The sequence below is a fragment of the Hydrogenophaga intermedia genome, assembly GCF_023715105.1.
Classification (GTDB): Bacteria; Pseudomonadota; Gammaproteobacteria; order Burkholderiales; family Burkholderiaceae_C; genus Hydrogenophaga; species Hydrogenophaga intermedia_A.
In genome coordinates, this window is the sequence record NZ_JAMBNO010000001.1 from 76739 (window position 1) to 89622 (window position 12884).

14 protein-coding genes and 2 riboswitches are annotated in these 12884 nt (G+C 67.8%); of the genes, 5 read left to right on the forward strand and 9 right to left on the reverse strand.

The features are described from left to right. Positions 1–87 precede the first annotated feature (87 nt). From gcvH to M3149_RS00385, 6 genes are all read right to left on the reverse strand, one after another. Positions 88–459, reverse strand: a complete 372-nt coding sequence (gcvH, locus tag M3149_RS00360; RefSeq protein WP_251707353.1) for a glycine cleavage system protein GcvH — start codon at positions 457–459, stop codon at positions 88–90. 27 nt (positions 460–486) lie between these two features. Further along, on the reverse strand, positions 487–1617 hold the full coding sequence (gene gcvT / locus M3149_RS00365) for a glycine cleavage system aminomethyltransferase GcvT (protein ID WP_251707354.1): 1131 nt from the start codon (positions 1615–1617) through the stop codon (positions 487–489). A 56-nt stretch (positions 1618–1673) separates the two neighbouring features. Beyond that, positions 1674–1779, reverse strand: a riboswitch (glycine riboswitch). A 13-nt stretch (positions 1780–1792) separates the two neighbouring features. Continuing rightward, positions 1793–1900, reverse strand: a riboswitch (glycine riboswitch). A 12-nt stretch (positions 1901–1912) separates the two neighbouring features. Next, entirely contained in the window at positions 1913–2656 is a 744-nt protein-coding gene (locus tag M3149_RS00370; RefSeq protein ID WP_251707355.1) for an amino acid ABC transporter ATP-binding protein, read from the reverse strand. An 11-nt stretch (positions 2657–2667) separates the two neighbouring features. Further along, a complete protein-coding gene (locus M3149_RS00375) occupies positions 2668–3771 on the reverse strand; it encodes an amino acid ABC transporter permease (protein ID WP_251707356.1) in 1104 nt (367 codons plus the stop codon). A 5-nt stretch (positions 3772–3776) separates the two neighbouring features. Further along, complete coding sequence (locus tag M3149_RS00380) at positions 3777–4949, reverse strand: ABC transporter permease subunit (protein ID WP_251707592.1); 1173 nt, start codon at positions 4947–4949, stop codon at positions 3777–3779. A gap of 110 nt (positions 4950–5059) precedes the next feature. Further along, complete coding sequence (locus tag M3149_RS00385; protein ID WP_251707357.1) at positions 5060–6097, reverse strand: amino acid ABC transporter substrate-binding protein; 1038 nt, start codon at positions 6095–6097, stop codon at positions 5060–5062. Positions 6098–6428: 331 nt separating this feature from the next. Here M3149_RS00385 and M3149_RS00390 point away from each other — a divergent pair, with 331 nt between their 5' ends. The 3 genes from M3149_RS00390 to M3149_RS00400 all read left to right on the forward strand — a co-directional run bounded on the left by M3149_RS00390 (position 6429) and on the right by M3149_RS00400 (position 8923). Then, the gene (locus tag M3149_RS00390) at positions 6429–8153 is read left to right on the forward strand and encodes a long-chain fatty acid--CoA ligase (protein WP_251707358.1); all 1725 of its coding nucleotides are present in this window, start codon (positions 6429–6431) and stop codon (positions 8151–8153) included. A 22-nt stretch (positions 8154–8175) separates the two neighbouring features. Then, on the forward strand, positions 8176–8403 hold the full coding sequence (locus M3149_RS00395; protein ID WP_251707359.1) for a hypothetical protein: 228 nt from the start codon (positions 8176–8178) through the stop codon (positions 8401–8403). 157 nt (positions 8404–8560) lie between these two features. Continuing rightward, on the forward strand, positions 8561–8923 hold the full coding sequence (locus M3149_RS00400; protein ID WP_251707360.1) for a hypothetical protein: 363 nt from the start codon (positions 8561–8563) through the stop codon (positions 8921–8923). Positions 8924–8940: 17 nt separating this feature from the next. Here the strand turns inward: M3149_RS00400 and M3149_RS00405 are convergent, their stop codons facing one another. Beyond that, on the reverse strand, positions 8941–9708 hold the full coding sequence (locus M3149_RS00405; RefSeq protein WP_251707361.1) for a DUF2189 domain-containing protein: 768 nt from the start codon (positions 9706–9708) through the stop codon (positions 8941–8943). A 122-nt stretch (positions 9709–9830) separates the two neighbouring features. Between M3149_RS00405 and M3149_RS00410 the strand changes: the two genes are divergently transcribed. Next, the gene (locus tag M3149_RS00410; RefSeq protein ID WP_251707362.1) at positions 9831–10574 is read left to right on the forward strand and encodes a 2OG-Fe dioxygenase family protein; all 744 of its coding nucleotides are present in this window, start codon (positions 9831–9833) and stop codon (positions 10572–10574) included. A gap of 3 nt (positions 10575–10577) precedes the next feature. Here M3149_RS00410 and M3149_RS00415 read toward each other — a convergent pair whose 3' ends face one another. Continuing rightward, positions 10578–11111 (reverse strand): cupin domain-containing protein, encoded by a 534-nt coding sequence (locus tag M3149_RS00415; RefSeq protein WP_251707363.1) that lies wholly within the window; start codon positions 11109–11111, stop codon positions 10578–10580. 98 nt (positions 11112–11209) lie between these two features. On the opposite strand from M3149_RS00415, the gene M3149_RS00420 reads away from it, so the two are divergent. Further along, entirely contained in the window at positions 11210–11776 is a 567-nt protein-coding gene (locus M3149_RS00420; protein ID WP_251707364.1) for a DUF2889 domain-containing protein, read from the forward strand. A gap of 25 nt (positions 11777–11801) precedes the next feature. Here the strand turns inward: M3149_RS00420 and M3149_RS00425 are convergent, their stop codons facing one another. Further along, on the reverse strand, positions 11802–12872 hold the full coding sequence (locus M3149_RS00425; RefSeq protein ID WP_251707365.1) for a hypothetical protein: 1071 nt from the start codon (positions 12870–12872) through the stop codon (positions 11802–11804). Between the last annotated feature and the right edge of the window lie 12 nt (positions 12873–12884).

Genomic DNA, 12884 nt, shown 5'->3' on the forward strand with positions numbered 1-12884 from the left:
CGTGACCCAGTGGCACCACGGAACCGGCTTCGCCGGGCCGTGGGTGCCGCCCCCTTGAGGGGGTCGCGCGAAGCGCGGCGGGGGTGTTCATTGATTGGCAGCGAAGGCGTCGTAGGCGGTCTTGTCGAGCAGCGCATTCAGTTGCGCCGGGTCGCTCAGCTTCACCTTGAAGAACCAGCCCGCACCCAGCGGGTCGCTGTTGGCCAGCGAGGGGTCGGCGCGCAGGCCTTCGTTCACCTCCGTCACCGTGCCACTCACCGGCATGTAGACGTCGGCTGCGGCCTTGACGGACTCGACCACGCCGGCCACGTCTTTCTGCGCGAAGGCCCTGCCCACTTCGGGCAGTTCGACGAACACCACGTCACCGAGCGCGTCCTGCGCGTGGTGGGTGATGCCGACCGTGGCGACATCGCCCTCGACGGTGATCCATTCGTGGTCTTCGGTGTACTTGGTGGTCATGGATGGCTCCTGAAAAAGTGGGGGGTGTCAGCCGCGGAAATACCGGTTGGGAACAAAAGGCATGGGGGCCACCTGCATGGACACGGCCTTGCCGCGCACCATGGCGGCGACGCGCGTGCCCACAGTGGCCAGCGCCGGGGGCAGGTAGCCCATGGCGATCGGTTGGTTGATGCTGGGGCCGAGCAGGCCGCTCGTGACCTCGCCCACGCGTTCGCCGGCCTCGTTGTGCAGTTCGGTGTGCTCGCGCACGGGTACGCGCTCCTGCGCGATCAAACCCACGCGAACGCGCTGCAGCGGCGCCGTGCCGTCCAGTTGCGCGAGCACGCGCCCGGCACCCGGGAAGCCACCCGCGCGTGCACCGCCCGTGCGGCGCACCTTCTGCATGGCCCAGTTGAGCGCGGCTTCCACCGGCGTGGTGGTGGTGTCGATGTCATTGCCGTAAAGGCACAGGCCGGCTTCCAGGCGCAGCGAGTTGCGTGCGCCCAGGCCCACGGGCTTCACCTCGGGTTGATCGAGCAGCGCGCGCGCGAAGGCCTCGGTGTCGGCCGCGGCCAGCGAGAGCTCGAAGCCGTCCTCGCCGGTGTAGCCGCTGCGGGTGGCGAATACCGGCTTGCCCTGCCAACTGAAGGCAGCACCGGTCATGAACACCAGTTTTTCCACGCCGGGCAGCAGGCGCTGCAACGCGGTCACGGCTTGCGGGCCCTGCAGCGCGAGCAGTCCGCGGTCAAACTGCGGCTCCACGGTGCAGCGTGCGCCGATGCGCTCGACGATGTGTTTGAGGTCGCCGTGTTTGCATGCGCCGTTGACGATGACGAAGAGATCGTCGGTGCGGTTGACGAACATCAGATCGTCGATCACCGTGCCTTGGTCGGTAAGCAGCAGACCGTAGCGTTGCTTGCCGGGCGCCAGGCCGATCACGTCCACCGGCATGAGGCTTTCGAAGGCGGCCGCCGCATCGGGGCCCACCAGGCGCAACTGGCCCATGTGCGAGACGTCGAACAGGCCGGCCGCGCTGCGCGTGTGCAGGTGTTCGGCCATCAGGCCCGCCGGGTATTGCACCGGCATGCTGTAGCCCGCGAAGGGCACCATGCGCGCGCCCAGTTCCAGGTGCAGGGCGTGCAGCGGGGTCTTCAGGAGATCGGTCGTTTCGGAGGACAAGGCGGACTCGCTGGCAGGGGCAGGCCCTTGGCAGGGCGGGGCACGGCTGTGCCGTGCGCTGCCCCGCTGTCCGCTTTACCTGAGAGATTCACGCGGGCGATGCCGCGTTTGCTCCTTCGGTGGGCCCCATTTCGCGTGGGGCCTCTCTCCAGGGGGGATCACCCACCTCGCGGCGGGCGCTTGCCAGTCCTTTTGCCTGAGCGTTCGGGGCCACTGTCGTGCTGACCAGGGCCTCCTGCGCCTTCGGCGGTTCCTCGGGGGAACACTCTCCTGAGCAATGGGCCAAATTCTAGCTTCAATGGCCCAGGATCTTGGACAGGAAGTCCTTGCTGCGCTCGTTCTGCGGGTTGTTGAAGAACGCCTCGGGGGTGTTCTGCTCGACGATCTGGCCCTGGTCCATGAAGATCACGCGGTCGGCCACCGCCTTGGCAAACCCCATCTCGTGCGTCACGCACAGCATGGTGATGCCCTGGTTGGCCAGCTCGATCATCACGTCGAGCACCTCCTTGATCATCTCGGGGTCGAGCGCCGAAGTGGGCTCGTCGAACAGCATGATCTTGGGCGTGAGGCACAGCGCGCGCGCAATGGCCACGCGCTGCTGCTGGCCGCCCGAGAGCTGCAGCGGGAACTTCTTCGCCTGCTCGGCGATGCGCACGCGCTGCAGCTGTTGCATGGCGCGCTCCTCCGCCTCTTTTTTGGGCAGCTTGCCCACCCACATGGGCGAGAGCGTCAGGTTCTCCAGCACCGTGAGGTGCGGAAACAGGTTGAACTGCTGGAACACCATGCCCACGTTCTTGCGCACCTGGTCGATGGCCTTGATGTCGTCGGTGAGCTCGATGCCGTCAACCGTGAGCCTGCCTTGCTGATGTTCCTCGAGCCGGTTGATGCAGCGGATCAGCGTGGACTTGCCCGAGCCCGAGGGCCCGCAGATCACGATGCGCTCGCCTTTGGCAACGGCAAGGTCGATGTCGCGCAGCACGTGGAAATCGTTGCCGTACCACTTGTTGACCTTGTCGAAGTGGATGATGGGTTCACTCATGTGATCTGCTTTCAACGCGCCTTGCTGGCGGCCAGTTGTTTCTCGACCCACAGGCTGTAGCGCGACATTGCGAAGCAGCCGGCGAAGTAGATGAGGGTGATGAAGAGGTATGCCTCGATCTTGAAGGGGCGCCACTGCACGTCGGAGTTGAGCGCGAGCGCCAGCGCCCCCGTGAGTTCGTAGAGCGAGACGATGGTCACCAGCGAGGTGTCCTTGAACAGCGAGATGAAGGTGTTCATGATGCTGGGCACCACCATCGAAAGCGCCTGCGGCAGCACGATGAGCCGCTGCGTCTGCCAGTACGACAGACCCAGCGAGTCGGCCGCCTCGAACTGCCCCTTGGGCACGGCCTGCAGCCCGCCGCGCACCGTCTCGGCCATGTAGGCGGCGATGAACAGCGTGAGGCCCGCGATCACGCGCACCAGCACATCGACCTGCACGCCCTGGGGCACGAACAGCGGGAACATGAATGACGCCATGAACAGCACCGAGATCAACGGTACGCCGCGGATCAGTTCCACATACAGCACGCAGATGGTGCGGATGGCCGGCAGTTGCGCGCGCCGCCCCAGCGCCACCAGCACGGCGAGCGGAAAGGCCAGAAAGAGCGAGATCACCGCCAGCATGATGGTCAGTGGCAGGCCGCCCCAGCTGTCGGTGCGCACCTCGGACAGGCCAAACCAGCCGCCGCCCATGAGGACGAAGAACACCGCCAGGATGGCAAGCCACACCGCCACCAGCCAGCGCTTCCAGAAAAAGCGGATGCAGCTGACGATCAAACCGCCCACCATGAACAGGGTGGCCACCAGCGGTCGCCACTGCTCCTCGAACGGGTAGCGCCCGAACAGGATGACGCGGTACTTCTCGGTCACCACGCCCCAGCATGCGCCGATGCCGCGCGCGGCCTGGCAAGCATCGGCGTCGGCCTGGAACACGGCGCCGATCACCATCCAGCGCCACAGCCCGGGCAGCAGCCATACGAGCAGGCCGACGATGAACAGCGTGGTGGTGGTGGAGCGCCAGTCAGCGAACAGGTTGCTCCGCGCCCAGGCCACCGGGCCGGACTCGCGCACCGGCGATGGCCGCGGTGCAATGGGTTGGAACTGTGCGGACATGGTGATCAACGCTCCTTGATCGCCATGCGGCGGTTGTACCAGTTCATCACCAGCGAGGTGGTGAGCGAGGTGCTCAGGTAGACCAGCATGATGATCGCGATGCACTCGACCGCGCGCCCGCTTTGGTTGATGGTGGTGTTGGCGATCGAGACCACGTCCGGGTAACCCACCACCACCGCGAGCGACGAGTTCTTGGTGAGGTTCAGGTACTGGTTGGTCAGTGGCGGGATGATCACGCGCATGGCCTGCGGCAGGATCACCAGCTTCATCTTCTGTTTCGGGTTCAGGCCCAGCGCGGACGCGGCTTCGTCCTGACCGCGGCCCACCGACTGGATGCCTCCGCGCACCACCTCGGCCACGAACGACGCGGTGTACATCACCAGCCCGATCAGGATGGCCATGAACTCGGGCGTGAAGGCAATGCCGCCATCGACCATGAAGGCCAGTTGCTCGGGCACGCTCCACTCTCGCGGCATACCGGCCGCCGCCCAGCCCACCAGCGCGAACACCACCATCAGCGCCAGCGGCACCCACACACGGTCACCGTCCTGGCCCGTCGCCTCGAAGCGGCGCTGCACGCGAAAGCGCCACAGCACACCCGCCACCAGGCCCACCGTCAGGCCTGCAAGCACCGCGCCTACGCCGGCCGTGGGCCAGGGCATCGATAGCCCGCCCTTGCTGAGGAAGAACAACCCGGCCAGCGACGCGGCCTCGTTGGCCGCGGGCAGCACCTCGATGAAGAACAGGTACCACATCAGCAGCTGCAGCAGCAGCGGCACGTTGCGGAATGCCTCCACGTAGCCGTAGCACAAACCGCGCACCAGCGCGTTGCGCGAGAAGCGCCCCACACCGAGCATCACGCCCAGCAGCGTGGTGAGCACGATGCCGGCGATCGCCACCTTCACGGTGTTGAGCACGCCGACCCAGATGGCCTTGCCGTAGCTCTGGCTCGGGTCGTAGGCGATGAGCGTCTCGCCGATGTCGAAACCGGCGCTGGCGCCGAGGAAATCGAAGCCGCTCTGGATGCCGCGCGCCTGCATGTTGGCCTGCGTGTTGTGCGCGAGGTACCACAGGCCGAGCGCGAGCAGCGCCAGCGCGACGATCTGGTAAAGCAGGCCGCGCGTGGCGCGGCTGTTGAGCGAGAAGCGTCGGGTCTTGGGAGGGGGGGATGCGGAGATGGCCAAGGGTGTCCTCGCCGGGTGGCAGCGCAATGAACGGTACGTGACGGCTCAGGCCGTCACGGTTCCGCAAGGGCGGGGCAGCCGGTGCAACGGCTGCCCCGTGCCGATCAGCGGATCGGCGGCGCGTACAGGATGCCGCCGTTGGTCCAGAGGTTGTTCACCCCGCGCGGCAGGCCGATGGCGGTCTTCGGGCCCACATGGCGCTCGAACTGCTCGCCGTAGTTGCCCACGGCCTTGATGGCGCGGTAGGCCCATTCCTTGTCCAGACCGAGCAGCTTGCCGGTGTCTTCGTTGCCCATGCCCAGCAGGCGCATCACCGATGGGTTGGTGCTGGAGGCCTTTTGCTGGTCCACGTTGGCTTGTGTCACGCCGTATTCCTCGGCCTCGATCAGCGCGAAGCCCACCCACTTGACGATGGCCTCGAACTCGTCGTCGCCGCGGCGCACGGCCGGGCCCAAGGGCTCCTTGGAGATCAGCTCGGGCAGGATCACGTGGTCATCGGGCTTGGCCATGTCCTTGGCGCGCGTGGAGGCCAGGCCGGAGGCGTCCGTCGTGTAAGCCTGGCAGCGGCCCGACGCGTAAGCGCCCACGGCAGCTTCGAGCTTTTCAAACACCACGGGCTTGATGTTCAGGTTGTTGGCGCGCGAATAGTCGGTCAGGTTGAGTTCGGTGGTGGTGCCCGACTGCACGCAGACGGTGGCGCCCTTGAGTTGTTTCGCGCTCTTGACGTTGAGCTTCTTGGGCACCATGAAGCCCTGGCCGTCGTAGAAGTTGACACCCACGAAGCTCAGGCCGAGCGAGGCGTCGCGAGTGAGCGTCCAGGTGGTGTTGCGCGCCAGCATGTCGATCTCGCCGGATTGCAGGGCGGTGAAGCGCTGCTGCGCCGTCAGCGGCACATAGCGCACCTTGTCGGCGTTGCCCAGGATGGCCGCGGCCACCGAGCGGCACACGTCCACGTCCATGCCGCTCCATTTGCCCTGGCTGTCGGCCGCCGAGAAGCCGGGCAGCCCGGTGTTCACGCCGCACACAAGCTCGCCGCGTTTCTTGATGGCTTCAAGGTCCTTGCCGGCATGGGCGGGCAAGGAGAGCAGCGTGGCGGCAGCGCCGACGGCCAGCGCGGTCAGCTTCAGGGACGTGGATTTCATTCGGTCTCTCCGGATTGGTGAATGGAAGGCGTCCGCCACCCGTGTGCACCCGTTCGGTGCCACGGGTGGCGGCAGGGCACTGTATGCCCGACGATTTGCACCATGGATCGGGGTTTACGTGGAAAAGTCATGCAATCGTTTTATTGATCCATTGCGGTGCACCGGGTGTTTACCCGCGAAGTGATGTCTGCAGGTTCCGTGCCATGCACGTGGTCCCAGGCGCGACAAACCGGACTGTCGTCCTGAAGTTGCGAACCGTATGCTGCGGCGAGAGCACGCCCAACCCGACCCCCGCACACGAGGCGCGCCATGCCAACGGAGACAAGCCGACATGCAAACCCGTCCCGCGCCCGCTTCGGCCGACGCACCCGCACACCACCGCTTCTGGCCGCGGCGCCTGCCGCACACCCTGCATCCACCCGCCACTTCGTTGTGGCGCAACCTGGAGGTGAGCGCGCTGCGCTACCCCGCCAAACCTGCGCTGGTCTACTTCGATCGCCTCACGACCTACGCCGAGCTGCTGGCGCAGGCCGAGCGTCTGGCGGCTCACCTGCGCACCCAGGGCGTGCAGGACGGTGACCGCGTCATCGTCTTCATGCAGAACTGCCCGCAGTGGATCGTGGCGTACTACGCCGTGCTGCGCGCCAACGCGGTGGTGGTGCCGGTCAATCCCATGAACAAGGCCGACGAGCTCGGCCACTACATCACCGATCCCGACGCGCGCGTGGCCATCTGCGCGGCCGATCTGGCGGGCGAGCTGGTCAAGGCCAACGCCGGCGTGCCCGAGGGCGAGCGGCTGCGCCACCTCGTCGTCACGCACTACAGCGACGCCATCGGCCCGCAGGCCGAGATCCCGCCTGCCTGGCAGGCCTGGCTGGGCGCGCGCCACGACGCGCCCGTGCTCGAGAGCGGCAGCGTGGCCACCTGGCAGCAGGCCCTGGCCTGCAGCGCGTCGCTGCCCGAGCACAACCGCGGCCCCGACGACCTGGCCGTGCTGCCCTACACCAGCGGCACCACCGGCCTGCCCAAGGGCTGCATGCACCCGCACCGCACGCTGATGCACAACGCCGTGGCCAGCGTGCTGTGGGGCACCAGCACGTCCGAGACCGTCTCGCTGGTCGTGGTGCCGCTCTTTCACATCACCGGCATGGTGACCGGCATGCACGCCGGCATCTACGGTGGCTCCACCATCGTGCTCATGCCGCGCTGGGACCGCGAACTCGCCGGGCGGCTCATCTCGGCCTGGCGCGTCACGCACTGGACCAACATCCCCACCATGGTGATCGACCTGCTCGCCAGCCCGAGCTTCGATCAGTACGACCTCACCAGCCTGGTCAACATCGGCGGCGGTGGCGCGGCCATGCCGCAAGCCGTGGCGCAGCGCCTGTTCGACCTGTTCGGTCTGCGCTTCGTGGAAGGCTACGGTCTCACCGAAACCGCGGCGCCCTCGCACAGCAACCCGCCCGACCACCCCAAGCAACAGTGCCTGGGTATTCCCTTCATGAGCACCGATGCTCGTGTGGTCGACCCCGACACGCTGCAACAACTGCCCGTGGGCGAGGCGGGTGAAATCCTGATCCACGGCCCGATGGTGTTCGACGGCTACTGGAAGCGCCCCGAGGCCACGGCCGCTGCCTTTGTCGAACTCGACGGCAAGCGCTTCTTCCGTTCGGGCGACCTCGGCCGTGTGGACGAAGACGGCTACTTCTTCATCACCGACCGCCTGAAGCGCATGATCAACGCCAGCGGTTTCAAGGTCTGGCCGGCCGAGGTCGAGGCGCTGATGTTCAAGCACCCCGCCATCGCCGAGGCCTGCGTCATCGCCACGCAGGACGCCTACCGCGGCGAGAGCGTGAAGGCGGTGGTGGTGCTGCGCGCCGACGCCAGGGGCAAGACCAGCGAGGCCGACATCCTGGCCTGGTGCCGCGAGCACATGGCTGTGTACAAGGCACCGCGCGAGGTGCAGTTCGTCGACGCCCTGCCCAAGAGCGGCAGCGGCAAGGTGATGTGGCGCTGGCTGCAGGAGCAGGAGGCCGCGCGCGCGTCGGCAACCTAGGGCCGGCCCGGCACAATGGGGCATGACTTCGCTCGCCGACGCCTTTCGCCGCGTCTGGCAGCCGCGCAAGCCGCTGTTCTGGCTTGTGGTCGGCTTCCAGATCCTCTCCAGCGCCATCGTGCTGTTCATCCAGATCCACGAACCGCCCGCGGGGCTGCGCCTTGTGCTCGGCCTGCTGGCGCTCACCAACACGCTGCTGGGTTGGTGGCTGCTGGCGCGGCTGTGGCGCGAAGGCGGGTCCGGGTCGTGAAGCCGCCATCCGCGCGGTTCAGGGCGGGCCAGCGGGGTGCGGTGGGTGGTTTGAGCGACATCACCTCGTTACAAATGGCCTGTTTTGTGCTGGAATGGCGCCGCGCGTCGGCCGTTGTCCGTCCGATGGCGCGACTCACCGCGTCCACAGCGAGGCCATGAAGCAATTCTTCTCCACCTTGTTTGACACCGTTGCCCAACGCCTGCACGGGAACGACTCGAGACGCGACGATGACCCCTACCGCCTGGCCCGTGTACGCCGCGCCATGCTGGAACTCGTGGGCGAAGACACCAACTGGGAAGCCGAGCAACTGCGCCACCGCATGCTGGTGGCCGAGTCGGCCCGTGCCCTGTGGTTCATGCGGCCCGACCTGCTGCACTGGCTCTGCCGCGCGCATGAGGAGCGTGCCGCCATGGCCAAGGTGATGGCGTTGCAGCCGCTGTTCGACGGCCTGGTCGAGCCCTCGTTGCTCGGCAACGGCCAGCGGCGGGAACGCCGCGAACGCACGTTCGGCGGCTGACGCGCGGGCTGGCGGTCTCAGCCCGCAGCCTCGCCCACCGTGCCCGCTGCGTCCTGCACCGTTCCTCGGTAGGCGTGCCAGGTGGCGTGTCCGATCACCGGCCCGGCCACCAGCAGGCCCAGGAACCACGGCGCCATGGCCAGGCCGATCACCACCGTGATCAGTGCGCCCCACCACAGCATCACACCCGGGTTCTGCAAACAGGCGCGGATGCTGGTGAGCCCCGATGAAATCGCGTCGCTGCCGCGGTCCAGGATCATCGGGATGCTCACCACGCTGGTGACGAAGATCAGCCCCGCGAACACCGCGCCCACCAGCGTCCAGGTGATCAGGAACTCCAGGTTCTGGCCACTGAGCAACTGCGACAGCAGGTTCTGCGCGTCGGGCATGGTGTTGAACGTCACCGCGAACACCACCAGCGAGGCGCGACCCCACAGCATCTCCAGAATCAGCAGCACACCCGCGAAGATCGCCATCGTGCCTTTGGTGGGCACCCACGCGCGCAGCGAGCGCGCCAGCGACGGCGTTTCGCCCCGCTGCAACGCACGGCTGGCGTCGTACAGACCCAGGCACAAGAAGGGGCCCATCAGCAGAAAGCCCGCCGACAGCGCCAGCACATAGGCCGGCGCGGTGCGGAACACCCACAACAGCGCGTGCCCCATGGCAAAGAAGCAGGCGCCGTAGAACAGGCCGATGCGCGGGCAGCGCAGAAAATCCGCCCAGCCCGCGCGCAGCCAGCGCAGCGGATCGCCCGGGCGCAGTTCGGTGATGCGCAGGTCGAACACGGATGGCCCGCGGGGCTCCGGGGGGTGGGGGTCGGCGCTGGCGTTCATCCCGCCATTGAGCCACCGACGCGCAACGCCCCCGATGCGGGCTTTCCCCAGGGCGCGAACCTACACTCACGCCCATGTCCGCCGCCGAATTCTCCCCACCCTACCTGTCCCCCAACGCCATCGACACCGCGCTGCGCGAGCGCGGCGTGGGCCTGCTCAGCGGCGAGGACACCGCCGCCTGGATCGGCGTGCCGCTGGCCGAGCTGCACGCGCTGGAGCCGCACTGGAACCGCCTGGTGGCCGACGGCTACCTCAAGGACGGCGGGCGCTACCGACAGCGCCGCCACAGCTGCTTCGTGGTGCAGGGCGATCGCGTGGAGCAGGTGCCGCACCGCGCGCACTGGCAGCCGCTGGAATACAACGCCTTGCACGGCGGCATGCAGCGCTGGTTCGAGCCCATGGAACCCGCCATGGTGGCCGCACCCGCCTGGGCCCGCCTGCTGCAGCGCCTGGCCGCGGCGGCCGACGCCTTGCGCGGCCCGCAGCCCTGGTACGTGGAGGCGCATCCCTTTCGCATCGACACCACCGACGGCATCGGCCGCCCCACGCCCGAGGGCGCACACCGCGACGGCGTGGATCTGGTGGCCGTGTTCCTGGTGGGCCGCCACGCCATCAAGGGCGGCGAGAGCCGCGTGTTCGAGGCCAACGGCCCGGCAGGGCAACGCTTCACGCTGCGCGACCCGTGGTCGCTGCTGCTGCTCGACGACCCGCGCGTGATCCACGAAAGCACACCCATCCAGCCCGAACAGCCGGACGGCCACGGCTGGCGCGACACGCTGGTGGTGACGCTGCGCGCCGGGGGCTTTCAGGGGGGCTGAGCCCTACACCCCGCCGGTCGGGTGCGTCGGGTCCACCCACAGCACGGTCTCGGGTTTTTCCACCGGTTCGATGTCGAGGTTGATCGCCACCGCCTGGCCGTCGCTGCGGCAGAGCACGCACTCCAGCACCTCGATCGGGCTGGCGTTGATCTCCTGGTGCGGCACGTATGGCGGCACGTAGATGAAATCGCCCGGGCCGGCCTCGGCGGTGAATTCCAGGTGGTCGCCCCAGCGCATGCGCGCGCGGCCCTTGACCACGTAGATCACGCTCTCCAGGTGGCCGTGGTGGTGGGCGCCGGTCTTGGCGTCGGGGTGAATGGTGACGGTGCCGGCCCAGAGCTTTTGCGCGCCCACGCGCGCGAAGTTGATGGCGGCCTTGCGGTCCATGCCCGGGGTGGAGGGCACGTTGCCGTCGAGCTGGTTGCCGGGCACGACGCGCACGCCGTCGTGCTTCCAGCGCGGCCCGCCGTGCGAATCGCCGTGCGAATCGCCATGTGTGTGGTCATGCGGGTGTTCGTGAGAATGGTCATGGCCCATGGCGTGCTCCGGCGGGTGTGTGACGCCAGTGTGCCAGCGCCACGCGCGCAACAGCCCGACAATGCAGGGTTTTCCCCGAGCGTCCCTGGAGAGTTGCCTTGCCTTTGCCCGACCCCGCGCCCCGCGCGCCCCTGCACACCCGCCGTGTCACCTACCAGGGCTTTCAGCGCGACGACGGCCTCTGGGACATCGAAGGCGAGCTGCACGACAGCAAACCCTTCGGCTTCGAGATTACCGGCGAAGGCCGCTGGGAGGCTGGCCAGCCGGTGCACCACATGCGCATCCGCGTCACCATCGACGAAGCCATGGTGATCCGCGACATCCACGTCGCCATGGACGCCCACCCGCACGAGCCCTGCCCGCAGGCCATGCCGCCGATGAAGGGCCTGGTGGGCGAGGTGCTGGGCAAGGGCTGGCGCCACACCATCCAGCGCCACCTGGGTGGCGTGGTGGGCTGCACCCACCTGCGCGAGCTGCTGTTCAACCTGGCCACCGCCGCCATGCAGACGCGCGCCGGTGCCACCTTTGCGGTGCGCGACGACGGCAGCCCGCCGCCGCACCTGGGCCAGTGCCGCGCCTGGGACTTCGATGGCCCGGTGGTCGAGCGTGTCTACCCGATGTTCTTTCGCTGGCGCGCACCCGAGAAGGTGGCGCCCACCGCCTGAACGCGGGCCGTTCGGCGCGCGCGCGTCACGCGGCGTAGAGCGAGGGCCAATGCGCCCACGCCAGGTACCAGTCACCTTCCACCGCAGCCCCCAGGTACTTGCCATCCAGCGCGATGTCGATGTCGGGCAGGCCGAAGGCGGCCGCCACGAAGTCGGCGCAGTTGGACAGGCCCACACCCGTGCCGCCGCGGGTCAGGCCGCCGCAAAACAGGTTGCCCAGGTCGCCTTTGGTGTTCTGGCGCAACCACGCCCCTTGGTCAGGCGCGATCGGGTTGGCCACCACCCAGCGCACCGCGTGCTCGCCCACGGGAGCGATGTCCAGGTGAATGGTGTCGCCGGTGGTGAACCGCATGGCGTTGTTGACATAGTTGTAGACGATGCGGTCGACGGCGGACGCCTCTAGGCAGCACGACGCCAGCAGCCCCTGGTAGCCACAGGCCACGCGCACGTGGCCCGGCGCCTGATCGCCGCGCTCGAACTGGAAGCCGTCCCACTTCTCGACCACCGTGTGCATGAAGTGCGGCTTCTCGGCCTCGTCGGCGCGGCGCACGGCCGGGTCCAGGTCGGGCAGGATGTTGCGCATGATCTTGGCCTGGTCACGCGCCAGAAAGGCGGCGCTGCGCAGGTGCAGCGGGTCCGTGTCCCATTCGGCCATGCGCGCGTACAGCTGCAGCGGCGTCAATGCGCCGCCGCGCAAATCGTGGAGCACTTTGCCCAGCGCCTGTCGGGTGGCTTCGTCGTGGCACGTGGCCATGGTGTCGTGGCCCATGGCCTTGGCCGCATCGGAAAACGGTGCGCTCAGCACGGTGGTCACCAGCTGCAGCAGCGCGTCCCAGTCCGGGGCGTCGCGCATGGCAACCCAGCGGTTATGCAGCGTCTTGGCGAGCTCGTACACCACCCGCACATGCGCTTGATCAACCTCGCTCAGAGACGCCAGCGCGATGTCGAAATCCTCGCCTCGGTAGCGCTGCGAGCGCATGTTGCGAAAGCCCGGGGGCAGGTGTTGGTCGAGGGCTTTCTTGAGGCCGGCGGGAAGTCCGTGCGCGCATACCAGCTCCTCCTTGGCTTCATCGGGGTGGAAAGGGCGGGTACTCATGGGCTGCAGGTC